General features: G+C 74.9%; 19 protein-coding genes. 17 read left to right on the top strand and 2 right to left on the bottom strand.

The genetic code is table 11. From position 1 onward, the window contains the following. Positions 1-26 precede the first annotated feature (26 nt). From ACYVOF_RS15460 to ACYVOF_RS15440, 5 genes are read left to right on the top strand one after another with little or no spacing between them, the layout of a single operon-like run. Positions 27-1226, top strand: coding sequence for a CaiB/BaiF CoA transferase family protein (locus ACYVOF_RS15460; protein WP_460867982.1), 1200 nt, complete (start codon positions 27-29; stop codon positions 1224-1226). Continuing rightward, positions 1223-2149: a hydroxymethylglutaryl-CoA lyase gene (locus ACYVOF_RS15455; RefSeq protein ID WP_460868054.1), complete on the top strand. Its 927-nt coding sequence runs from the start codon at positions 1223-1225 to the stop codon at positions 2147-2149. Before ACYVOF_RS15460 ends, ACYVOF_RS15455 begins: the two co-directional genes overlap by 4 nt. A gap of 47 nt (positions 2150-2196) precedes the next feature. Then, positions 2197-3684, top strand: coding sequence for an aldehyde dehydrogenase (locus tag ACYVOF_RS15450; RefSeq protein ID WP_460867980.1), 1488 nt, complete (start codon positions 2197-2199; stop codon positions 3682-3684). 5 nt (positions 3685-3689) lie between these two features. Then, positions 3690-5207 carry an ATP-dependent DNA ligase gene (locus ACYVOF_RS15445; RefSeq protein WP_460867978.1) on the top strand — a complete coding sequence of 506 codons (1518 nt, stop codon included), beginning with the start codon at positions 3690-3692 and terminating at the stop codon, positions 5205-5207. 59 nt (positions 5208-5266) lie between these two features. Further along, positions 5267-5656 carry a VOC family protein gene (locus tag ACYVOF_RS15440; RefSeq protein ID WP_460867976.1) on the top strand — a complete coding sequence of 130 codons (390 nt, stop codon included), beginning with the start codon at positions 5267-5269 and terminating at the stop codon, positions 5654-5656. A gap of 28 nt (positions 5657-5684) precedes the next feature. Here ACYVOF_RS15440 and ACYVOF_RS15435 read toward each other — a convergent pair whose 3' ends face one another. Continuing rightward, positions 5685-6668, bottom strand: a complete 984-nt coding sequence (locus tag ACYVOF_RS15435; protein ID WP_460867974.1) for an alcohol dehydrogenase catalytic domain-containing protein — start codon at positions 6666-6668, stop codon at positions 5685-5687. 26 nt (positions 6669-6694) lie between these two features. Here ACYVOF_RS15435 and ACYVOF_RS15430 point away from each other — a divergent pair, with 26 nt between their 5' ends. The 5 genes from ACYVOF_RS15430 (at position 6695) to ACYVOF_RS15410 (ending at position 16448) form a co-directional block, all read left to right on the top strand. Continuing rightward, positions 6695-8332: an ABC-F family ATP-binding cassette domain-containing protein gene (locus ACYVOF_RS15430; protein WP_460867972.1), complete on the top strand. Its 1638-nt coding sequence runs from the start codon at positions 6695-6697 to the stop codon at positions 8330-8332. Positions 8333-8439: 107 nt separating this feature from the next. Next, a complete protein-coding gene (locus ACYVOF_RS15425; RefSeq protein ID WP_460867970.1) occupies positions 8440-8877 on the top strand; it encodes a MarR family winged helix-turn-helix transcriptional regulator in 438 nt (145 codons plus the stop codon). Beyond that, entirely contained in the window at positions 8874-10142 is a 1269-nt protein-coding gene (locus tag ACYVOF_RS15420; RefSeq protein WP_460867968.1) for an MFS transporter, read from the top strand. Before ACYVOF_RS15425 ends, ACYVOF_RS15420 begins: the two co-directional genes overlap by 4 nt. A gap of 257 nt (positions 10143-10399) precedes the next feature. Continuing rightward, on the top strand, positions 10400-15004 hold the full coding sequence (gene gltB / locus ACYVOF_RS15415; protein ID WP_460867966.1) for a glutamate synthase large subunit: 4605 nt from the start codon (positions 10400-10402) through the stop codon (positions 15002-15004). Then, a complete protein-coding gene (locus tag ACYVOF_RS15410; RefSeq protein WP_460867964.1) occupies positions 14997-16448 on the top strand; it encodes a glutamate synthase subunit beta in 1452 nt (483 codons plus the stop codon). The genes gltB and ACYVOF_RS15410 overlap by 8 nt, the downstream gene beginning before the upstream one ends. A gap of 56 nt (positions 16449-16504) precedes the next feature. Here the strand turns inward: ACYVOF_RS15410 and ACYVOF_RS15405 are convergent, their stop codons facing one another. Beyond that, a complete protein-coding gene (locus ACYVOF_RS15405; RefSeq protein WP_460867962.1) occupies positions 16505-17176 on the bottom strand; it encodes a DUF899 family protein in 672 nt (223 codons plus the stop codon). 119 nt (positions 17177-17295) lie between these two features. Here ACYVOF_RS15405 and ACYVOF_RS15400 point away from each other — a divergent pair, with 119 nt between their 5' ends. From ACYVOF_RS15400 to ACYVOF_RS15370, 7 genes are all read left to right on the top strand, one after another. Continuing rightward, complete coding sequence (locus tag ACYVOF_RS15400; protein WP_460867960.1) at positions 17296-18327, top strand: NADP-dependent oxidoreductase; 1032 nt, start codon at positions 17296-17298, stop codon at positions 18325-18327. 14 nt (positions 18328-18341) lie between these two features. After that, positions 18342-18902: a VanZ family protein gene (locus tag ACYVOF_RS15395; protein ID WP_460867959.1), complete on the top strand. Its 561-nt coding sequence runs from the start codon at positions 18342-18344 to the stop codon at positions 18900-18902. 45 nt (positions 18903-18947) lie between these two features. Next, positions 18948-19229 (top strand): helix-turn-helix transcriptional regulator, encoded by a 282-nt coding sequence (locus ACYVOF_RS15390; protein WP_460867957.1) that lies wholly within the window; start codon positions 18948-18950, stop codon positions 19227-19229. Next, positions 19226-19795 (top strand): hypothetical protein, encoded by a 570-nt coding sequence (locus ACYVOF_RS15385; protein WP_460867955.1) that lies wholly within the window; start codon positions 19226-19228, stop codon positions 19793-19795. Before ACYVOF_RS15390 ends, ACYVOF_RS15385 begins: the two co-directional genes overlap by 4 nt. A 34-nt stretch (positions 19796-19829) precedes the next feature. After that, entirely contained in the window at positions 19830-20765 is a 936-nt protein-coding gene (locus tag ACYVOF_RS15380) for an ABC transporter ATP-binding protein (protein WP_460867953.1), read from the top strand. Next, on the top strand, positions 20762-21958 hold the full coding sequence (locus ACYVOF_RS15375; RefSeq protein WP_460867951.1) for an ABC transporter permease: 1197 nt from the start codon (positions 20762-20764) through the stop codon (positions 21956-21958). The genes ACYVOF_RS15380 and ACYVOF_RS15375 overlap by 4 nt, the downstream gene beginning before the upstream one ends. A 121-nt stretch (positions 21959-22079) precedes the next feature. Next, positions 22080-22502 carry a hemophore-related protein gene (locus tag ACYVOF_RS15370; protein ID WP_460867950.1) on the top strand — a complete coding sequence of 141 codons (423 nt, stop codon included), beginning with the start codon at positions 22080-22082 and terminating at the stop codon, positions 22500-22502. Positions 22503-22516 lie beyond the last annotated feature (14 nt).

Genomic DNA, 22516 nt, shown 5'->3' with positions numbered 1-22516 from the left:
ACCCGGGGGTGCCCTACGGTGGGGGGGTGCAGGGCGCGCTGGAGGGCATCCGGGTGGTCGAGGTCGGCACGCTGATCGCGGGCCCGTTCTGCGGCCGGCTGCTCGGCGACCAGGGGGCCGACGTGGTCAAGGTCGAGGCGCCGGGCCGGCCCGACCCGCTGCGCACGTGGGGGCAGGTGCACGACCCCGACGGCCAGGGCTACTTCTGGACCGTGCACGCCCGCAACAAGCGGTGCGTCACCCTCGACCTGCGCTCCGACCGCGGGCAGGCGCTGTTCCGCCGGCTCGTCGACACCGCCGACGTCGTCGTGGAGAGCTTCCGGCCCGGCACCCTGGAGCGGTGGGGCCTGGGCCCGGACGTGCTGTCCGAGACCAACCCCGGGCTGGTGATCGCCCGGGTCTCCGGGTACGGCCAGACCGGTCCGATGGCCGAGCAGCCGGGGTACGCCAGCGTGGCCGAGGCCCGCGCCGGGATGCGGCACGTCACCGGTTTCCCCGGCCAGCCGCCGGTGCGCATGGCGCTCTCCCTGGGCGACTCGCTGGCCGGCATGTTCGCCGCGCAGGGCGTGCTCAGCGCGCTGGTGGCCCGGGCCCGCACCGGTCGCGGCCAGGTCGTCGACACCGCGCTGACCGACTCCTGCCTGGCGGTGACGGAGTCGATGGTCCCCGACTTCGACCGCACCGGGCACGTCCGCGGACCCGGTGGGACCCGGCTGGAGGGCCTCGCCCCGTCGAACAGCTACCGCAGCGCCGACGGGACGTTCGTCATCATCGCCGCGAACCAGGACACGGTGTTCCGCAGGCTGTGCCGGGCCATGGACCGCGACGAGCTCGCCGAGGACCCGCGCTTCGCCACCCACGTCGCCCGCGCCGCCAACCAGGACGAGCTCGACGAGCTGGTCGGGGCGTGGGCCGCGGAGCTGGACGCCGACGACCTGGTGGCGCGCTGCACCGGGGCCGGGGTGGTGGTCGGCCCGGTGGCGACCGTGGCGGACGTGGTCGCCGACCCGCAGTTCCGCGCCCGGGACATGCTGGTGCCGCACCACGACCTGCGGGTGGACGCCGACGTGCTCGGCCCCGGCGTCACCCCCCGGCTCTCCGACACCCCCGGCGGGGTGCGCTGGGCCGGCGCGCCCGCCCCCGGGCACCACAACGACGAGGTCTGGGCCGAGCTCGGCCTCGACGCCGCGGAGCGCGACGCGCTGCGCGAGGAGGGAGTCATCTGATGCAGCTGCCCGGTGCGGTCGACGTCCGCGAGGTCGGGATGCGCGACGGACTCCAGCTCGAGGACCCGGTGCCGCTGGCGGGCAAGCTCGCGATGCTGGAGGCGATCGTCGCGACCGGCGTGCGCCGGGTGGAGGTGACGTCGTTCGTCTCGCCGAAGGCCGTGCCGGCGCTGGCCGACGCCGACGACGTGGCCGCCGAGCTGCACCGCTTCCCCGGCGTGCACTTCTCCGCGCTGGTGGCCAACCTGCGCGGCGCGCAGCGCGCCGTCGACGCCGGGGTGGCCGACCTGGAGTACGTGGTCAGCGCCGCGGACAGCCACTCCCGGGCCAACGCGGGCCGCTCCACCGCGGAGGCCACCGACGCGGTCGCGGCGATCGCCGAGCTGGCCCACGGCGCGGGCGGCTCGCTCGAGGTCATCGTGGCCACGGCGTGGGACTGCCCCTTCGACGGACGCACCGACCCGGCCCGCGTCGTGGCGGTCACCACCGCGGCCGTCGCGCAGGGTGCCGACCAGCTCTGCCTCGGCGACACCATCGGCACCGTCACCCCCGCCCGCACCGTCGCCCTGCTCGACGCCGTCCGGGCCGCGTCGCCCGCGGTGGCGCTGGGAGCGCACTTCCACGACACCCGCGGCACCGGGCAGGCCAACGCGCTGGCCGCCGTGCTCGCCGGGGTCACGCAGCTCGACGCCTCGGTGGGCGGGCTCGGTGGCTGCCCCTTCGCCCCCGGGGCCAGCGGCAACATCGCCACCGAGGAGCTCGTCTACTGGCTCGCCGACTCCGGGGTCGAGACCGGGATCGACCTCGAGGCCGTGCTCGCGGCGGGTGCCGTCACCCGCGACGCCGTCGGCCACGACCTGCCCAGCTCGCTGCTCCGCGCCGGGGGTGCCAGCCGGCCCCGCGGCCCCGTCACCCCCGCCTAGCCTGCGGGTGCGCGACCTGTGACCCACGACACGTCTGGAGGACCCCCATGACCGCCCCGACCGACGACCTGCAGCACTTCCGCCTCTTCATCGGCGGTCGCTCCGTCGACGCGGTGTCGGGGCGCACCTTCACCTCGCTCAACCCCTACACCGGCACCGAGTGGGCCTCGCTGGCCGACGGCTCCCCGGAGGACGTCGACCTCGCCGTGGCCTCGGCCCGCGCCGCCTTCGACGGCGAGTGGGGGCAGATGACCGGGTTCGAGCGGGCCGCGGTGCTGCGCCGGGTCGGGGACGCGATCCTGGAGAACGCCGAGCGGCTGGCGGCCCTGGAGGTCAACGACTCCGGCAAGCTGATGCGGGAGATGCGCGGGCAGCTGCAGGGGCTGCCCCAGTGGTACTGGTACTTCTCCGGCCTGGCCGACAAGCTCGAGGGCCGCACCGTGCCGCCGGTGAACCGCAGCTACTTCGGCTACACCACCCGCGAGCCCGTCGGCGTGGTCGGGGCCATCACCCCGTGGAACTCCCCGCTGCTGCTGCTCACCTTCAAGCTCGCCCCGCTGCTGGCCGCCGGGAACACCTGCGTGGTCAAGCCGTCCGAGCACGCCCCGGCCTCCACCGTCGCGTTCGCCGAGGTGCTGCACGCCGCGGGGCTGCCCGACGGGGTGCTGAACGTCGTCACCGGCTGGGACCGCTCGACCGGGGAGGCGCTGGCCTCGCACCCGGGGGTGGACAAGGTCGCGTTCACCGGGTCGACCGCGACGGGACGCGCCGTGGCGAAGGCCGCGGTGGCCAACCTGAACCGGGTCACCCTCGAGCTGGGCGGCAAGAGCCCGCAGGTGGTGTTCCCCGACGCGGACCTCGACGCCGCGGCCAACGGCCTGGTGGCCGGGGTGTTCGCCGCGACGGGGCAGACCTGCATGGCGGGGTCGCGGCTGATCGTGCACGCCGACGTCCACGACGAGCTGGTGGCCAAGGTGGCCGCGCGGGCCAGCGCGATCGTGCTCGGCGACCCGACCGACCCGGCCACCGAGATGGGCCCGGTCGCCAACCGGCCGCAGTTCGAGAAGGTGGTGGGCTACCTGCAGGGCGCGGCCGCCGAGGGCGCGACCTTCGCCTGCGGCGGCGAGCCTGCGGCCGAGCTCGGCGGGCTCTTCGTCAAGCCCACGGTCGTCACCGGGGTGGGGCCGGAGTCGACGATCGTCCGCGAGGAGGTCTTCGGGCCCGTGCTCGCGGTGTACACGTTCACCGACGAGGACGAGGCGCTCAAGCTGGCCAACGACACCCCGTACGGCCTGGCCGGCGCGGTGTGGACCAAGGACGTGCACCGGGCGCACCGGGTGGCGGCGAAGCTGCGGGCGGGCACGGTGTGGGTCAACGCCTACCGGGTGGTGGCGCCCAACATGCCGTTCGGCGGGTTCGGCGACTCCGGCCTGGGCCGGGAGAACGGCATCGACGCGCTGCACGAGTACACGGAGGCGAAGTCGGTGTTCGTCGAGCTCACCGGCGGCACCCGGGACCCGTTCCAGCTCGGCTGACTCCCGTGGTCGACGCACGGGGCACCCCGCTGCTCGAGGTCGCGCGGACCTCGGAGGTCGTCGGGGCCACCACGAAGCGGCTGGCGAAGCGGGCCGCCCTCGCGGACCTGCTGCGCCGCACCGCGCCCGCGGACGTGGCCACGGTGGTGGCGTGGCTGTCCGGCGAGCTGACCCAGCGCCAGATCGGCGTCGGGTGGGCCGGTCTGCGGGACCTCCCCGGCCCGGCGAGCGAGCCGACCATGACGGTGCCGGGCACCGACGCCGTCCTCGACCGGGTCAAGGCCACCACCGGGACGGGGTCGCAGTCCCGTCGCGCCGAGGCGCTCGGCGCGCTGTTCGCCGTCGCGACGTCGACCGAGCAGCGGTTCCTCCGGCGGCTGCTCGGCGGTGAGCTGCGCCAGGGGGCACTGCAGGGCGTGATGGCCGACGCCGTCGCCGCCGCGAGCGGCCTCCCGCTGGCCGACGTGCGGCGCGCCGTCATGCTGCGCGGCGACCTCGCCGCCGTCGCCGCCGCCGCGCTCACCGAGGGCGCGGCGGGGCTGGCCGCGATCGGGCTGGTGGTGGGCCGGCCGGTGTCGCCCATGCTCGCGGGCAGCGCCACCGACACCGCCGACGCCCTGGCGCGGCTCGGGACGGCGGCGGTGGAGTGGAAGCTCGACGGGGCGCGGGTGCAGGTGCACCGCGACGGCGACGACGTGGCGGTGTTCACCCGGTCGCTGGACGAGATCACCGCGCGGGTGCCCGGGGTCGTCGCCGCCGTCCGGGCCCTGCCCGCCCGCAGCCTGGTCCTCGACGGGGAGGCGCTGTCGTTGCTCGCCGACGGGTCGCCCGCGGCGTTCCAGGACACCGCGTCGTCGTTCGGGAACCGGTCGGGCGCGCCGAACACGCTGCAGCCGTTCTTCTTCGACCTGCTGCACCTCGACGGCGAGGACCTGCTGGACGCGCCGCTGCGGACGCGGGTCGCGGCGCTCGACGAGACGGTGCCCGAGGGGCTGCGGGTGCGCCGTCTCATCACCGACGACCCGGTGGCGGCCGAGGCGTTCTACCGGGACACCGTGGCCGCCCGGCACGAGGGGGTCGTCGCGAAGGGTCTCGACGCCCCGTACGACGCGGGCCGACGCGGCGGGGCCTGGCTGAAGGTGAAGCCGGTGCACACCCTCGACCTCGTCGTGCTGGCCGTCGAGTGGGGGTCCGGGCGGCGCACCGGGTGGCTGTCCAACCTGCACCTCGGGGCCCGCAGCGGGGACGGGTTCGTCATGCTGGGCAAGACGTTCAAGGGGCTGACCGACGAGGTGCTGCGCTGGCAGACCGAGCGGTTCCTGGCCCTGGAGACCGACCGGGACCGCCACACCGTCCACGTGCGGCCCGAGCAGGTGGTGGAGGTCGCGTTCGACGGCGTGCAGCGCTCCACCCGCTACCCCGGCGGGGTCGCGCTGCGGTTCGCCCGCGTGCTCCGCTACCGCGACGACAAGCGCGCGGAGGAGGCCGACACCCTGGACGCGGTCCGCGCGCGACTGGCGTAGGGCTGGTCCCTCGTGCCGGCGCGGGGTCCCGTCGGGCCCGGGCCCGGCACACTCGGGGCGTGCTGCACGCCACCACCGCCCACCTCCGTCTCGCGCGACCGACCGCGGCGCTGCCCGCCGCGGAGCGGTTCTGGACCGTCGGGGCCGGGGCGGGCGTGCTGTGGCGCGCGGGGCCCGACGAACCGCACGCGATGCTGGCCGTCGGCTTCCCCGGGGCCGCCTGGCACCTCGAGCTGGTCGAGGACGGCACCGTCCCCACCCCGACCGCGGAGGACCTGCTCGTCCTGTACCTCGGCGCGCCGGTGGCGCAGGACGACCTGGAACGGCTCACCGCCGCGGGCGGTCGGGTGGTGGCGGCCCACAACCCGTACTGGGACCGCTGGGGCACCACCGTGGTCGACCCGGACGGCTACCGGTTGGTGCTGTCGCACCGCAGCTGGGGTCTGTGAACGGGACCTCGCCTCCTGGGTGCAGGAATCACGCACAGGGCCGGACGACCGTGACCCCCGGGTCGCGGCCGACGGCGGCGAGCGCGGCCGGGGCCTCGTCGAGGCCGACCGTGCGAGCGACGAGCCGCTCGAGGCGCAGCCGGGGCACCGCGGCGAGCAGCGCCGGGTACTCCCAGGCGGGCATCCCGTGGCTGCCCAGCAGGTCGAGCTCGCGGCCGATGACGAGGTCCACCGGCAGCGCCGCACCTCCGGGCAGCAGACCCACCTGCACGTGACGGCCGCGGAAGGCCAACGCGCGCAGCCCCGCCGCGGCCGAGGACGCCACCCCGGCGCACTCCAGGGCGACGTCGTGCACCGGCGCCAGCTCGTCGTCCGGGGCCACCGAGCGCGCGGCCCCGAGCTGCTCGGCCAGCGCCCGCGCTCCCGGGGACGGGTCGACCACGGTCACGTCCGCACCGAGGTCGGCGCACAGCAGCACCGCGGCCAGCCCGAGCCCGCCCGCACCGAGCACCACCACCCGCTCCCCCGGCCGCACCCGGGCCCGCTGCTGCACGGCCCGCCACGCCGTCGCCACCCGGCAGCCCAGCGCGGCCGCGACCTCGTCGGGCACGTCGTCGGGCACCGGCACCAGGTTGACCGCCGCGTGCCGCAGCGCCACCAGCTCGGCGTACGAGCCGTCGTGGGTGAACCCGGGCTGGGACTGGTCCAGGCACACCTGCTGCTGGCCGCGGACGCACGCCGCGCACGTCCCGCACGCGCAGACGAACGGCGTGGTCACCCGGCGGCCCAGCCACTCCCGGGACACGTCGGCCCCCACGGCCTCGACGACCCCGGCCAGCTCGTGGCCCGGCACCAGCGGCAGCGTCACCGAGTCGTCGTGGCCCTGCCAGGCGTGCCAGTCGCTGCGGCACACCCCGGTCGCCGTGACCCGGACGACCACCCCGTCCGGCGCGGGCACCGGGTCCGGCACCTCCTCCACCGACGGCTCGACCCCGACCTGACGGACCACCACCGCACGCACCGGACGAGGATGCCCCCGTGAGCGCCACCATCCAAGCCACGGGCCTGGCCGCCGGCCACGGTGACCGCACCCTGTTCTCCGACCTCTCCCTCGTCGTCGCCCCCGGGGACGTCGTCGGGCTGGTGGGCCAGAACGGGGCGGGCAAGTCGACGCTGCTGCGCCTGCTCGCCGCGCTCGACGCCCCCACCGACGGCCGGGTGGCGGTCAGCCCGCCCGACGCCACCGTGGGCTACCTGCCGCAGGAGCCGGAGCGCCGCGCGGGCGAGACCGTGCTGGCCTACCTGGGCCGGCGCACCGGGGTCACCGCCGCCGAGGCCGAGATGACCGCGGCCGCCGACGCGCTGAGTGCCGGCACCGACGGGCCGGACTACTCCGAGACCCTGGAGCGCTGGCTGGCTCTGGGCGGGGCCGACCTGCCCGAGCGCGCCGCCGAGGTCGCCCGCGACCTGGGCCTCGGGGTGGAGCTCGACGCGGCCATGACCGGGCTCTCCGGCGGGCAGGCCGCCCGGGTGGGGCTGGCCGCGGTGCTGCTGTCCCGCTTCGACGTGCTGCTGCTCGACGAGCCCACCAACGACCTCGACCTCGACGGCCTCGACCGGCTGGAGGCGTTCGTCGCCGGCCGGGTCGGCCGCGCCGACGCGGCCCCGCTGGTCGTCGTCAGCCACGACCGGGAGTTCCTCGCCCGCAGCGTGAACCGCGTCGTCGAGCTCGACCTCGCCCAGCAGCGGGTGGGAGTCTACGGCGGCGGCTACGAGTCCTACCTCGCCGAGCGCGAGCGCGACCGCCGCCACGCCCGCGAGGCCTACGACGACTACGCCGAGACCGTCGGCGATCTCGAGGCCCGCGCGCGGATGCAGCGCGGCTGGATGAAGGCCGGCGTCGGCAAGAAGCCCACCGACAACGACAAGGTGGGCCGCAAGTTCCGCCAGGATGCCACCGAGAAGCAGGCGGCCAAGGCGCGGCAGACCGAGCGGCGCCTCGAGCGGCTCGAGGAGGTGGCCGAGCCGCGCAAGGAGTGGCAGCTGCGCATGGAGATCGCCGCGGCCCCCCGCTCCGGCGCGGTGGTGGCGGCGCTCGACGGTGTGGTGCTGCGCCGGGGCGGCTTCACCCTCGGCCCGGTCGACGTCGAGGTGTCCTGGGGCGACCGCATCGCCCTGACCGGGGCCAACGGCTCCGGCAAGACGACGCTGCTGAGCCTGCTGCTGGGCCGCACCGCCCCGGACGAGGGCACGGCGCACCTCGGGCCCGGCGTCGCGGTGGGCGAGGTGGACCAGGCGCGGGGGGCGTTCCTGGGCGAGGTGCCGCTGGCCCGGGCGTTCGGCGCGCAGGTGCCGGACTGGCCGGACGCCGACGTGCGCACGCTGCTGGCCAAGTTCGGCCTGCGGGGGGCGCACGTCGGGCGCTCGGCGGCGTCGCTGTCCCCGGGCGAGCGCACCCGGGCGGCGCTGGCCCTGCTGCAGGCCCGGGGGGTCAACCTGCTGGTGCTCGACGAGCCGACCAACCACCTCGACCTGCCGGCGATCGAGCAGCTCGAGGCGGCGCTGGCGGACTACGCGGGCACGCTGGTGCTCGTCACGCACGACCGCCGGATGCTCGCCGCCGTGGCCATCACCCGGTCCTGGCAGATGACCGACGGCCGCCTCACCGAGCGCTGACCCCCCGTCCGCCACCGCATGTAGCGGGCTTCCTGCGCGCCCAGGGGCCCCGGGGGGCCAGGAAGCCCGCTACATGCGAGACCACAGACGGGCGTATGCTTGCTGGCATGCAACTAACAGCCGTGGACGAGGTGGCCCGGCTGCGCGTCGCGCTGGTCCGCACCACCCGCTGGCTCGAGCGCCAGTCGCAGGCCGACGGCGCGCCCGGCAGCGAGCTCAGCCGCACCCAGCTCTCCGTGCTCGGCGCCGTGGTGCGCTGCGGCCCGGTGCGCCTCGGCGAGCTGGCCGGGCTCGAGGGCGTCAACCCGACCATGCTCTCCCGCGTCGTGGCCAAGCTCGACGACGCGGGACTCCTCGAGCGCACCACCGACCCCGACGACCGCCGCGTGGCCACCGTCTCGGCCACCGAGCTCGGCCGCACCCAGCACCTGGCCATGCGGGCCGCCCGCGACCGGCTGCTCACCGAGCGGCTCGCCGCGCTCGACCCGGCCGACCGGGACCGGCTCGTCGCCGCCCTGCCCGCCCTCGAGGCGCTGGCCCGGTGAGCGTCGCCACCTCCGCCCGCGCCCGCGCGACCAGCGCCCGCAGCTTCGGCCGCGACACCGTCTCCTCGCTGCACAACCCCAACTACCGCCGCTACTTCGGCGGGCAGGCCGTCTCCCTCGTCGGCACCTGGATGCAGACCGTCGCGCAGTCCTGGCTGGTGCTCACCCTCACCGGCTCGGCCACCGCGCTCGGCGTCGTCGTGGCCCTGCAGACGCTGCCCGTCCTGCTGCTCGGCCCCTACGGCGGCGTCGTCGCCGACCGCGTCGACAAGCGCCGGCTGATGATCGGCCTGCAGACGACCATGGGCGCGCTCGCCCTCGTCCTCGGCGTGCTCACCCTCACCGGGGCGGTGCGGCTGTGGATGGTGTTCGCCCTGGCCCTCGCGCTCGGGCTGTGCAACTGCTTCGAGAACCCCGCCCGGCAGTCCTTCGTCCTGGAGATGGTGGGCCCGGACGACCTGCGCAACGCGGTCAGCCTCAACTCGGTGCTGGTCAACGCCGCGCGGGCCGTGGGTCCGGCCGTGGCAGGCGTCATCATCGCCACCGGCGGCACCGGGATCTGCTTCCTGCTCAACGCGGTGAGCTTCGCCGCGGTCGTCGCCTCGCTGGTGCGCCTCGACGTCAGCGCGCTGCGCCCCTCGGTGCCCACCGCGCGGACCGCCGGGCAGCTGCGCGCCGGGTTCGCCTACGTCCGGCGCACCCCCGTCCTCGGGGTCCCGCTGCTCATGATGGCGCTGGTCGGCTGCCTCGCCTACGAGTTCCAGGTGACGCTGCCCGTGCTCGCCGACACCACGTTCCACGGCGGCTCGCAGACCTACGGCTTCATGACCGCCGCGATGGGCGTCGGCGCCGTGCTCGGCGGGCTGTGGGTCGCGGCAAGGGGCCGCACCGGGCTGCGCACCCTGGTCACCACCGCCGCCCTGTTCGCCGTGGTCATGGCCCTGGCCGCGCTCGCCCCCACCCTGCCGGTGGAGCTGGTGGCCCTGGCCCTGCTCGGGGCGGTGAGCGTGGCCTTCCTCTCCAGCGGCAACTCGACCCTGCAGCTCAACGCCGACCCGCAGATGCGCGGGCGGGTCATGGCCCTGTGGGCGGTGGCGTTCCTCGGCTCCACCCCCGTGGGCGGGCCCGTCGCCGGCGCGGTCAGCGAGGCCTTCGGCGCCCGCGCCGGGCTGGGCCTGGGGGCGGCGGCGTGCCTGCTGGCCGCCGGGCTGGGGCTGCTGGTGGTGCGCGCGGACGCCCGCACCGCCGTCACGGCCGCCGCCTGAGGGGTACTGGCTGGTAACCGGGGCGCCCGCTGTCCTACCCTCCAGCGACGCGGTCACGCCCGCGTCGACCCCGCCCGACAGCGTCGTCGGGCACGACCGGCCCGCCCCAGGCCCCCACCGGGAGCCCCAGGAGCGGCGCGTCCGCACCCCCGGCCCGACCCACCCGTCCAGGCCGGGGGGCTCGACCGGTCCCCCTTCGAGCAGGCCCGCGCACCCCGGACCCCGGGAGCGGCGGGTCCGACCGTGAGAGAGAACCGTTGAAGCAGACCCCCGGCCGCACCGGCCTGTACGACCCCGCCTTCGAGCACGACGGGTGCGGGGTCGCCTTCGTCGTCGACATGCACGGCCGCCGCAGCCGCGACATCGTCGACAAGGCCATCGCCGCGCTGGTCAACCTCGACCACCGCGGGGCGGCCGGCGCCGAGCCCAACTCCGGTGACGGTGCGGGCATCCTGCTGCAGGTCCCCGACGCGTTCCTCCGCGAGGTCGTCGACTTCGCGCTGCCCGAGCCGGGCGCCTACGCCACCGGCATCGCCTTCCTGCCCCAGGGCCGCGCCGCCGTCGCGGCGGCCGTCACCGACGTCGAGCGGATCGTCGCCGAGGAGGGCGTCACCCTGCTCGGCTGGCGCGAGGTGCCCGTCGACGACGCGACCCTCGGCGCGCTGGCCCGCGACGCGATGCCCACCCTGCGCCAGGTGTTCCTCCGGGCCGACGGCGCCGACGGCGCCCCCCTGACGGGCCTGGACCTCGAGCGGCGCGCCTTCGTCGTCCGCAAGCGCATCGAGCGCGAGCTCGGGCACGAGGGCGCCGGCCAGGGCGCCGCGGGCAGCGAGACCGTCTACTTCCCCAGCCTGTCGGGGCGCACCCTGGTCTACAAGGGGATGCTCACCACCCCGCAGCTGGCCGCGTTCTACCTCGACCTGCAGGACCCCCGGGTGCACAGCGCGCTGGCCCTGGTGCACTCCCGCTTCTCCACCAACACGTTCCCGTCGTGGCCGCTGGCCCACCCGTACCGGGTCGTGGCCCACAACGGCGAGATCAACACCGTCAACGGCAACGAGAACTGGATGCGGGCCCGCGAGGCCCTCATCGACACCGACGTCTTCGGCGAGGGCGGCTTCGCCAAGGTGCAGCCGGTGTGCACCCGCGGCGGCAGCGACACCGCCCGCTTCGACGAGGTCCTCGAGCTGCTGCACCTGGGTGGGCGCAGCCTGCCCCACGCGGTGCTCATGATGATCCCGGAGGCCTGGGAGCGCCACGAGTCGATGACCCCGGCCCGGCGGGCGTTCTACCAGTACCACGCCGCGCTCATGGAGCCCTGGGACGGACCCGCCTCGGTGGCCTTCACCGACGGCACCCAGGTGGGCGCCGTGCTCGACCGCAACGGCCTGCGCCCCAGCCGCATCTGGGTCACCGAGGACGGCCTGGTCGTCATGGCCTCCGAGGTCGGCGTGCTCGACATCGACCCCGCCACCGTGGTCCGCAAGATCCGGCTGCAGCCGGGCCGCATGTTCCTGGTCGACACCGAGCTGGGCCGCATCGTGGCCGACGACGAGATCAAGACCGCGCTCGCCGCGCAGCACCCGTACCAGGACTGGGTCGACGCCGGGCAGCTGCGGCTGGCCGACCTGCCCGACCGCCCGCACGTGCAGCGCACCCACGACTCGGTGGTCCGCCGCCAGCAGATCTTCGGCTACACCTCCGAGGAGCTGGAGACCCTGCTCGCGCCGATGGCCCGCAGCGGCGCCGAGGCGATCGGCTCGATGGGCACCGACACCCCCATCGCGATCCTCTCCACCCGGCCGCGGCTGATCTTCGACTACTTCTCCCAGCTGTTCGCCCAGGTGACCAACCCGCCGCTGGACGCGATCCGCGAGGAGCTGGTCACCAGCCTGCGCTCCCGGCTGGGCCCCGAGGGCGACCTGCTCGCCCCCACGCCCGCCTCCTGCCGGCTCATCTCGCTGGACAGCCCGATCATCGACAACGACGAGCTCGAGAAGCTGGTCCACGTCAACGACGACGGCAACCTGCCCGGCTTCCGCGCCGTCACCGTCCGCGGCCTCTACCCCGTCGCCGAGGGCGGCCCCGGGCTGGCGCGCGCGCTGGAGCGGGTGCGCACCGAGGTCTCCCGCGCCATCGACGACGGCGCCCGCGTGGTCGTGCTCTCCGACCGCGACTCCGACGCCGAGCTCGCCCCCATCCCGTCGCTGCTGCTCACCGCCGCCGTGCACCACCACCTGGTGCGCACCCGCACGCGCGCCAAGGTGGGCCTCGTCGTCGAGTCCGGCGACGCCCGCGAGGTGCACCACATGGCCCTGCTCGTCGGCTTCGGGGCCGGGGCGATCAACCCCTACATGGCCTTCGAGACCATCGAGGACCTCATCGCCTCCGGCGAGATCGGCATCGCCGGCGTCACCGTGGCCGACGCGGTGCGCAACTACATCAAGGCCGCGGGCAAGGGCGTGCTCAAGGTGATGTCGAAGATGGGCGTCTCCACCCTGGCCAGCTACACCGGCGCCCAGGTCTTCGAGTCCGTGGGCCTCTCGGCCGAGCTGGTCGACGAGTACTTCACCGGCATCACCAGCCGGCTCGGCGGCATCGGGGTCGACGAGGTCGCCGCCGACGTCGCCGCCCGCCACGCCGCCGCCCACCCCGACCGGCCCGAGGAGCGCGCGCACCGCGAGCTCGAGGTGGGCGGGGAGTACCGCTGGCGCCGCGAGGGCGAGTACCACCTGTTCAACCCGGACACGGTGTTCAAGCTGCAGCACTCCACCCGCACCGGGCAGTACTCGGTGTTCAAGGAGTACACCCGCCTCGTCGACGACCAGTCCGCCCGGCTGGCCTCGCTGCGCGGGCTGTTCCGGCTGCGCACCGACGAGCGCCCCTCGATCGACGTCTCCGAGGTCGAGCCGGTCAGCGAGATCGTCAAGCGCTTCTCCACCGGTGCGATGAGCTACGGCTCCATCTCCGCCGAGGCGCACGAGACCCTCGCCGTGGCCATGAACCGCCTCGGCGGCAAGTCCAACACCGGGGAGGGCGGCGAGGACCCGGACCGCTTCATGTCCGACCCCAACGGTGACCTGCGCCGCTCGGCGATCAAGCAGGTCGCGTCCGGCCGGTTCGGCGTCACCGCGGAGTACCTGACCAACGCCGACGACATCCAGATCAAGATGGCCCAGGGCGCCAAGCCCGGCGAGGGCGGCCAGCTGCCCGCGCACAAGGTGTACCCGTGGATCGCCAAGACCCGGCACTCCACGCCCGGCGTCGGCCTGATCTCCCCGCCGCCGCACCACGACATCTACTCCATCGAGGACCTCGCCCAGCTGATCCACGACCTCAAGAACGCCAACCCCTCGGCGCGGGTGCACGTCAAGCTCGTCTCCGAGATCGGCGTCGGCACCGTCGCGGCCGGGGTGAGCAAGGCCCACGCCGACGTGGTGCTCATCTCCGGGCACGACGGCGGCACCGGGGCCACCCCGCTGACCTCGCTCAAGCACGCCGGCGCCCCCTGGGAGCTCGGCCTGGCCGAGACGCAGCAGACGCTGCTGCTCAACGGCCTGCGCGACCGGATCGTGGTGCAGGTCGACGGCCAGCTCAAGACCGGCCGCGACGTCGTGGTCGCTGCGCTGCTCGGCGCCGAGGAGTTCGGCTTCGCCACGGCCCCACTGGTGGTGGAGGGCTGCATCATGATGCGGGTCTGCCACCTCGACACCTGCCCGGTGGGCATCGCGACGCAGAACCCGGCGCTGCGGGCCAAGTTCGCCGGCAAGCCGGAGTTCGTCGTCAACTTCTTCGAGTTCATCGCCGAGGAGGTCCGCGAGCTGCTCGCCGAGCTGGGGTTCCGCACCCTGCTCGAGGCCGTCGGGCACGCCGAGCTCATCGACACCACCCGCGCGGTCGAGACGTGGAAGGCCGCCAAGCTCGACCTGAGCCCGATCCTGGCCCAGCCCGAGTCGGCGTTCATGAAGCAGGCCCGGCACAACACCGGGGTGCAGGACCACGGGCTCGACCGGGCGCTCGACCAGCACCTCATCGCCTGGTGCCGCGACGCCATCACCAACGGCACGCCCATCCACCTCGAGCTGCCCGTCCGCAACGTCAACCGCACCGTGGGCACCATGCTCGGCCACGAGGTGACCAAGGCCCACGGCGGCGGCGGGCTGCCCGACGGCACCATCGACATCACGCTGACCGGCTCGGCGGGCAACAGCTTCGGGGCGTTCCTGCCCCGCGGGATCACGCTGCGCCTGCTCGGCGACGCCAACGACTTCGTCGGCAAGGGCCTGTCCGGTGGGCACCTGGTGGTCCGCCCGCCGCTGCACAACCACCCGGACTTCGTGCCCGAGGACAACATCATCGGCGGCAACGTGTTCCTCTACGGCGCCACCGACGGGCAGGCCTTCATCCGCGGCGTGGTGGGCGAGCGCTTCGCGGTCCGCAACTCCGGGGCCACCGCCGTCGTCGAGGGCGTGGGCGACCACGCGTGCGAGTACATGACCGGCGGCAGCGTCGTCATCCTCGGCCCGACCGGGCGCAACGTCGGCGCCGGCATGTCCGGGGGCGTGGCGTACCTGCACGACCCGGACGACCAGCTGCGGCACAACCTCAACGGCGAGATGGTCGACGTCGAGGACCTCGACCCCGACGACGTGCGGTGGCTGCAGGACGTCGTGACCCGGCACCGCGACGCCACCGGCTCCACGGTGGCCGCCGCGCTGCTCGAGGACTGGGACGGCCAGCTGCCCCACGTCCGCAAGGTCATGCCCAGGGACTACAAGCGGGTGCTGCTCGCGATCGAGACGGCGGAGAAGGACGGTTCTGACGTGGACGAGGCGATCATGGCGGCGGCGGCTCGTGGCTGACCCGCGCGGCTTCCTGACCCACGAGCGGGAGACGCCCACCCGGCGCCCGGTCGACCTGCGGCTGCTCGACTGGAAGGAGGTCTACGAGCCCTTCCCGGCGGACAAGCTGCGCACCCAGGCCAGCCGGTGCATGGACTGCGGCATCCCCTTCTGCCACAACGGCTGCCCGCTGGGCAACCTCATCCCGGACTGGAACGACCTGGTCTACAAGGACCGCTGGCGGGAGTCGCTCGACCGGCTGCACGCGACGAACAACTTCCCCGAGTTCACCGGTCGGCTGTGCCCCGCCCCGTGCGAGGCGGCCTGCGTGCTGGGCATCAACTCCGACCCGGTGACCATCAAGCAGGTCGAGGTCGAGATCATCGACCGGGGCTTCGCCGAGGGCTGGGTGGCCCCCGTCGTGCCGTCGAGGCGGACGGGCAGGACGGTGGCCGTGGTCGGCTCCGGACCGGCCGGGCTGGCCGCCGCCCAGCAGCTCACCCGCGCCGGGCACTCCGTCACCGTGCTGGAGCGCTCCGACCGCATCGGCGGGCTGCTGCGCTACGGCATCCCCGAGTTCAAGATGGAGAAGCGCCACATCGACCGGCGCCTGGAGCAGATGACGGCCGAGGGCACCGTGTTCCGCACCGGCGTCGACGTCGGGGTGGACGTCACCGCGGCCGAGCTGCGCGAGCAGTTCGACGCCGTCGTCCTCGCCGGCGGGGCCACCGCGTGGCGGGACCTGCCCATCGAGGGCCGCGAGCTGGCGGGCATCCATCAGGCCATGGAGTTCCTGCCGCTGGCCAACCGGGTGCAGCAGGGCGACTACGCGGCGCCGGAGATCTCCGCCGAGGGCCGCCGCGTCGTCATCATCGGCGGCGGCGACACCGGCGCGGACTGCCTGGGCACCGCCACCCGGCAGGGCGCGGCCAGCGTCCACCAGTTCGAGATCATGGCCCGCCCGCCCGAGACCCGCGACGTGTCCACCCCGTGGCCGACGTACCCGATGGTCTACCGGGTCTCCTCCGCGCACGAGGAGAACGGCGAGCGGGTCTTCGCCGTCAACACCGAGAAGTTCCTGGGCGACGCCGACGGCCGGGTGCGCGGGCTCGAGGCCCACGAGGTCGAGCGCGTCGACGGGCAGTTCCGCAAGGTCGAGGGCAGCGAGTTCACCCTCGAGTGCGACCTGGTGCTGCTGGCCATGGGCTTCGTCGGCCCCGACCGCACCGGCGCGGTCTCCGAGCTGGGCGTCGAGCTGACCGAGCGCGGCAACGTGGCCCGCACCGACGCCTGGGCCACCACCGTCGACGGCGTGTTCGTGGCCGGGGACATGGGCCGTGGGCAGAGCCTCATCGTGTGGGCCATCGCCGAGGGCCGCTCCTGCGCGGCCGCGGTCGACGCGTGGCTGGAGGGCAGCACCGCGCTGCCGTCGCCGGTGACCCCGACGCAGCAGCCCCAGCGCTGACCCGTGCGTGATAACTGCACCCAGGACGCGAGGTTGCGTTCACACCCTGCGGTCCGTCACCCGTAGGTCGGCTCCTGGGGCCACCCCGGCGGGCTGTCCTCCCAGTCCTGCCTGCGGCCGTAGACGGTGCGGTCCATGACGTGCGCGAGCGGCAGGACCGCCTCGGTGCCGCGGGCCCGCGTCATGTACGTCAGGTACGGCCGCCCGTCGCGCAGCAGGTAGTACGAGTAGCCCGGCTGCGGGCCGGTCCGGTCGCCGACCGTGACCACCCAGCCCCAGTCCTCGTCGTAGGTGGTGCCGCCGGAGGACACCCAGGTGTGGTCCCACCCGTGCTGCCGGCGCCACTCCTCGAGCCGCTCCACGGGCCCCTGGGAGATCATGGCGAAGGCGATGCCGCGCTCGTCGAAGCGGTCCATGTTCTGCGGCAGGTTGTCCGTCGCCCACGTGCAGCTCGGGCAGCCCTGCGTCCAGTCGGCGCCGTACATGACGTTCTGCACCAGCAGCAGGTGGTGCTCGCCGAACAGCTCCGTCAGCCGCACCGACCCGTCCGGGCCGGCGAAGTCGTAGTCCTCCACCTCGACCATGGGCAGCCGCCGGCGGGCCGCCGACACCCGGTCGCCGTGGCGGGTGACCTCCTTCTCGGCCTCGACCTGGGTGGCGAGGGCGGCGTCGAACGCGGCCCGGTCGACCACCGGCGGTGCGGCCTCGGGCTGGTGCGGTGCGGTCATGGTTCCTCCGTCCGTCGGGTACCGGTGCCGACCCCGCCCGCCGCGCGGACTCATCGCTGCGTACGTGATCAGCGCACCCGGGACGCGGGGTTTCGTGCCCGGGGGTCGGCGGGGGCAGAATGACCGGGGTGTCCCAGATCCCCGAGACCACCCGTGAGATCCGCCTGGCCGCCCGCCCGCACGGCTGGCCGGAGCTGACCGACTTCGAGCTCGCCGAGACGGCCGTGCCGGAGCCGGGCGAGGGCGAGGTGCTCGTCGCCAACGAGGTGATGAGCGTCGACCCGTACATGCGGGGCCGGATGAACGACGTCAAGAGCTACGTGCCGCCGTTCCAGCTCGGGCAGGTGCTGCAGGGCGGGGCCGTCGGGGAGGTCGTGCGCGTCGGCACGGGCGTCACCGCGGTCTCGGTGGGCGACCACGTGCTGCACAACGGCGGCTGGCGCGAGCACGCCTGCGTCCGCGCCGAGCACGTGCAGCAGGTCGACACCGAGCAGGCCCCCGCCGGGGCGTACCTGGGGGTGCTCGGCATGCCCGGGCTCACTGCCTACGCGGGGCTGACCCGCATCGCCGCGATGCAGGAGGGCGACGTCGTCTTCGTCTCCGGCGCCGCCGGGGCCGTCGGCGGCATGGTCGGCCAGATCGCCCGCCGGCGCGGGGCGTCGCGGGTCGTCGGGTCGGCCGGCTCGCTGGCCAAGGTCAGCTACCTGCGCGACGAGCTCGGCTTCGACGCCGCGTTCGACTACCACGACGGCCACCTGCGCGAGCACCTGCGCGAGGCGGCCCCCGACGGCATCGACGTCTACTTCGACAACGTCGGCGGCGCCCACCTCGAGGCGGCCATCGGCGCCATGCGCCCGCACGGCCGGGCCGCGCTGTGCGGGGCGATCTCGCAGTACAACGCCACTGAGCCGACCCCGGGGCCCCGCAACATGGCCCTGATGATCGGCAACAAGCTCACGCTGCGCGGGTTCATCGTCTCCGACCACCAGGACCTGGCGCAGGAGTTCCACCGCGAGTTCGCCCCGCTCGTCGGCAGCGGGGAGATCTCCTACCGCGAGACCGTCGTCGACGGCGGGGTCGAGGCCGCCCCGGGCGCCTTCATCGAGCTGCTCCGCGGCGCCAACGTCGGGAAGATGCTGGTCCGCTTCTGACCTCCGTCGAGGCCGTGCTCGACCGGCTGCGGCGGGCGCTCACGCTCGCGCACCTCTCCGGGCAGAGCCTGCTCGTCGGCGGCGCCGTGGCCCTCGTCGGGCTGCTGCTGTGGCGGCCGCTGACCCGGCGCCTGGGCTGGGCCTCGACCCAGACGCTGTTCGCCCTGCTGCTGCTGGCGGCCGTGGCCGCGCTGACCCTCGGCCCGGGCGGATCGACCACCACCATCGGGGTGCGCCGCTGCGTACGGCGCGCCCCGCGCGGCCTGGACGCCACGCTCTCCAGCCCCTCGGTGCCGCTGGAGACCGCGCTGAACGTGGTGATGCTGCTGCCCCTGGGGGTGGCCGTGGTGCTGGCCGCGCGCCGGCTGGGGCCCGGCCTGCTGGTCGTCCTCGTGGTGCCCGCGGTCGTCGAGGTGGTGCAGACCCGGGTGCCGGGGCGGGTGTGCAGCGGGGTCGACTACGCCACCAACGCCTCCGGCGGGATCGTCGGGGTGCTGCTCGGCGGGGTGCTGCTGCTGCTCGTGCCCCCGTGGCGGCGCGACGGCACCACCAGGCGGAACACTCGACCGACCTGACCGGTCCTCTTGACATTACATTGTGTTTTCACAACAGTGTGGTCCATGAGTCCAGTACGGCGGGGCAAGGACCTCCCGATCCACAACCGGATCGCCGTCCTGCGCGCCGAGCGCCGGATGACCCGGGCCGTCCTGGCCGGCCTCGTCGAGGTGAACCCGCAGACGATCGGGGCCCTCGAGCGCGGCGACCACTACCCCAGCCTCGACCTCGCCTTCCGCATCTGCGGGGTCTTCGAGCTGCCCGTCGAGGCGGTGTTCTCCCGCGAGGAGTTCCGCCCCACCACGGCCGCGGGCTGGGCCACCACCGGACGCGAGGAGACCCCGTGAGCACGCTCCTGCACCACCTCTCCGAGTCGAGCCAGCGGCGCCGCGCCCGCCGGGCCGAGCAGACGGCGAGCTGGCTGCCGCGCTGGCGCAACCGACGCAGCCGCCGACGCCTCTGCGGGGCGCTCGCCGCCTCGCTGCTCGCCACCACCCTCGGGGCGCTGCTGGTGCTCGTGGCCGGCGACCTCGAGACCCGGGCCGTGGCCGTCGCCTTCGCCGTGCTGTGGGTCGGGGGGATCGTCGCCGCCATGGCCTGCTGGGTCGCCCTGCAGGTCCTCACCGGGCACGTCGGCGAGCTGCCGACGGGGGTGCTCGACGAGCGGGAGGTCGCGGCCCGCAACGCCGCTCGCGCCCAGGGCTTCCAGGTCGGCATCGTCGCCGCCCTGGTCCCGATGCTCTACCTGCTGCTCACCAGCAGCCCCGGCGAGCCGAGCACGACGGCCTACCCGGGTGCGCTGCTCGTCGCCGTCGCGATCTTCGCGGGCGCCTTCAGCCCCACGGCGATCGTCGCCTGGCGGCAGGTCGACGACGAGCCCGACGAGATCGGCCCGGGCGAGCAGACCGCCTGAGCCGGACCATCTACGACCAGGGAGGAGACGGACGATGACGGGGACCGAGCTGGAGGTGCGGGGGGTCGGCAAGCGCTACGGCGACCTCGTCGCGCTGGACGACGTGAGCTTCACCGTCGGCGCCGGGGAGCTGTTCGGCTTCGTCGGCAGCAACGGCGCCGGCAAGACCACGACCATGCGGATCGTGCTCGGTGTGCTCGCCGCCGACACCGGTGAGGTGCTCCTGGGCGGGCGCCCCGTCGACCTCGACGTGCGCCGCCGCATCGGCTACATGCCCGCCGAGCGCGGGCTGTACCCGAAGATGAAGGTCGGAGCGCAGCTCACCTACCTCGCACGGCTGCACGGCATGGACGCCGCCGCGGCCGCCGCGGCCGTCGAGCGCTGGACCGAGCGGCTCGGCGTGGCCGACCGGCTCGGCAGCACCGTCGACGCGCTGAGCACCGGCAACCAGCAGCGGGTCCAGCTGGCCGCGGCCCTGGTCCACGAGCCCGACGTCCTCGTCCTCGACGAGCCCTTCTCGGGCCTGGACCCGGTGGCGGTCGACGTCATGAGCGAGGTGCTGCGCGAGCGGGCCGCGGCCGGCGCCCCGGTGATCTTCTCCAGCCACCAGCTCGAGCTCGTCGAGGCCCTGTGCGACCGGGTCGGCGTCATCGCCGCCGGCCGGCTCCGCGCGCTGGGCACCGTCGACGCGCTGCAGGCCGGGGGCGGCACCCGCTACGTGGTCGACGCCCCCGCCGCCCCGCCGGGCTGGGCCGACGCGGTGCCGGGGACCACCACCGTCTCCCACGACGGCGGCCGCACCGTGGTCGCGCTCGCCGACGACGCCGACGACCAGCCGCTGCTCGCCGCTGCCCTGGCCACCGGCCCGGTGCACGGCTTCACCCGCCGGCGGGCCCCGCTGGCCGAGCTGTTCCGGGACGTGGTCGCCACCCCGGGCGCCGCGACGACGCAGGAGGAGGTGCCCGCATGAGCACGCTGTCCACGATCGGCCAGGTCGCCCGCCGGGAGTACCTGGCCCGGGCGCTGACCAAGGCCTACGTCATCAGCACCGCCATCACGCTCGTCGCCGTCGTCGGGGGGCTGGTCGCGTTCGCCGCCGTCCGCGGGGACGGGACGACCGACCCCGTCGCCGTCGGCGTCGTCGCCGGGCCCGGGGCCGACGCGGTCACCGCCACCCTGCCCGCCGCCGGGGACGCCCTCGGCCGACCGGTGCGGGTGGTGCCGCTGCCCGACGCGGGGACGGCGCGCACCCAGGTCTCCGACGGCGCCGTCGAGGCCGCGCTCGTGCCCGCCGCCGGGGGTGGTGCCACCGCCGTCACCCGCACCGCGCTGGACGACACCCTGGCCCCGGTGCTGGAGACCGCGGTGCGCCAGGCGGCGCTCGCCGACGCGCTGCAGGCCCGCGGGGTCGACCCGGGTGCCGTGGCCGCCGACGTGTCCGTCGCCGGGCTGACGGTCGACGCGCTGGACCCGCCGGACGCCGACACCGGGCAGCGCACCGCCCTGGCTTACGTCGCGGTGCTGCTGCTGTTCTTCACCGTCTTCGTCTACGGCATCTACGTGGCCACCGGGGTCGTCGAGGAGAAGCAGAGCCGCGTGGTGGAGCTGCTGCTGTCCACCATCACCCCGCTGCAGCTGCTGGTGGGCAAGGTCGTCGGCATCGGGGCCGTCGGGCTGACCCAGGTGGTGCTGCTCGGGGGCGCCGGCCTCGTCACCGCCACCGCGACCGGGGTGCTGACGATCGGGGCCACCGCGGCCGGTCTTCTCGCGGTGACGGTCGTCTGGTACGTGCTGGGCTTCGCGTTCTTCGCGCTGCTCTACGCCGCCGCCGGGTCGCTCGTCTCCCGGCAGGAGGACGTCAACGCCGTGTCCGGCCCGCTCACCGTGGTCGGCTTCGCGGCCTACTTCGCGGCCCAGTACGCCGTCAACGACCCCGGGGGCACGGTGGCCCGCGTGCTCACCTGGGTGCCGCCGTTCTCGGCCTACCTGGTGCCGCTGCGCACCGCCCAGGGCCTGGTCAGCCCCGGGCAGCAGGTGCTCACGGTGGTGCTCATGCTGCTGGCCTGCACCCTGGCCGCGCTGCTCGCCGCGCGGGTGTACCGCCGCTCGGTGCTGCACACCGGGGGCCGGCAGAGCTGGCGGACGGCGCTGGCCCGGGGCTGACGGGGTGGGTCGGGGGGTTCCTCAGAGAACTCTCACAGCGGGCACAGAGGTGCGCCACACCGCGTCCCTACCGTCGGTCCTGTCCCACCCGGGACCGACACCGAGACCCCAGGAGAACCCCGTGACCGAGCAGCACCCCAGCACCCCCGCCGACGACGCCGCCGGCACCCCCGCCCCGCGCCGCCGCATCGGCACCCGCGCCCGCTGGGTGGCGGGCCTCGGCGGGCTGGCCGTGGCGGCCGCGATCGCCGTGCCCGCGGTGGCGTCGGCCGCCACCCCGGCCGCCGACCAGACCGGGTCCACCCCGGCCGCGTCGTGCACCGCGCTGGACCGGGCCACCGCGCACGCCACCAGCGCCCCGCTGGTGCGCGACTACCTGGCCGCGCACGCCGACCTCAACGCCGAGCTGACCAAGGTCCGCACCATGCCCAAGGACCAGCGCCGCGGCGAGCTCAAGACCTACTTCGCCGCGCACGCGGACGAGAAGGCCGGGCTCAAGACCGCCCGGGCCGCGGACATCGCGCTGCACAAGGCCTGCAAGTAGGCCCGCGCCCGCCC

This window comes from Rhodococcus aerolatus (genome assembly GCF_054783215.1).
This window is presented reverse-complemented; position numbering and strand designations above follow the sequence as displayed.

Bases quoted from the DNA above. Each gene is read 5' to 3' on its own strand.
- ACYVOF_RS15380 (WP_460867953.1), top strand. From the start codon at position 19,830: ATGACGGGGACCGAGCTGGAGGTGCGGGGGGTCGGCAAGCGCTACGGC.
- ACYVOF_RS15375 (WP_460867951.1), top strand. From the start codon at position 20,762: ATGAGCACGCTGTCCACGATCGGCCAGGTCGCCCGCCGGGAGTACCTG.
- ACYVOF_RS15390 (WP_460867957.1), top strand. From the start codon at position 18,948: ATGAGTCCAGTACGGCGGGGCAAGGACCTCCCGATCCACAACCGGATC.
- ACYVOF_RS15425 (WP_460867970.1), top strand. From the start codon at position 8,440: ATGCAACTAACAGCCGTGGACGAGGTGGCCCGGCTGCGCGTCGCGCTG.
- ACYVOF_RS15450 (WP_460867980.1), top strand. From the start codon at position 2,197: ATGACCGCCCCGACCGACGACCTGCAGCACTTCCGCCTCTTCATCGGC.
- ACYVOF_RS15400 (WP_460867960.1), top strand. From the start codon at position 17,296: ATGACCGGGGTGTCCCAGATCCCCGAGACCACCCGTGAGATCCGCCTG.
- ACYVOF_RS15405 (WP_460867962.1), bottom strand. From the start codon at position 17,176: ATGACCGCACCGCACCAGCCCGAGGCCGCACCGCCGGTGGTCGACCGG.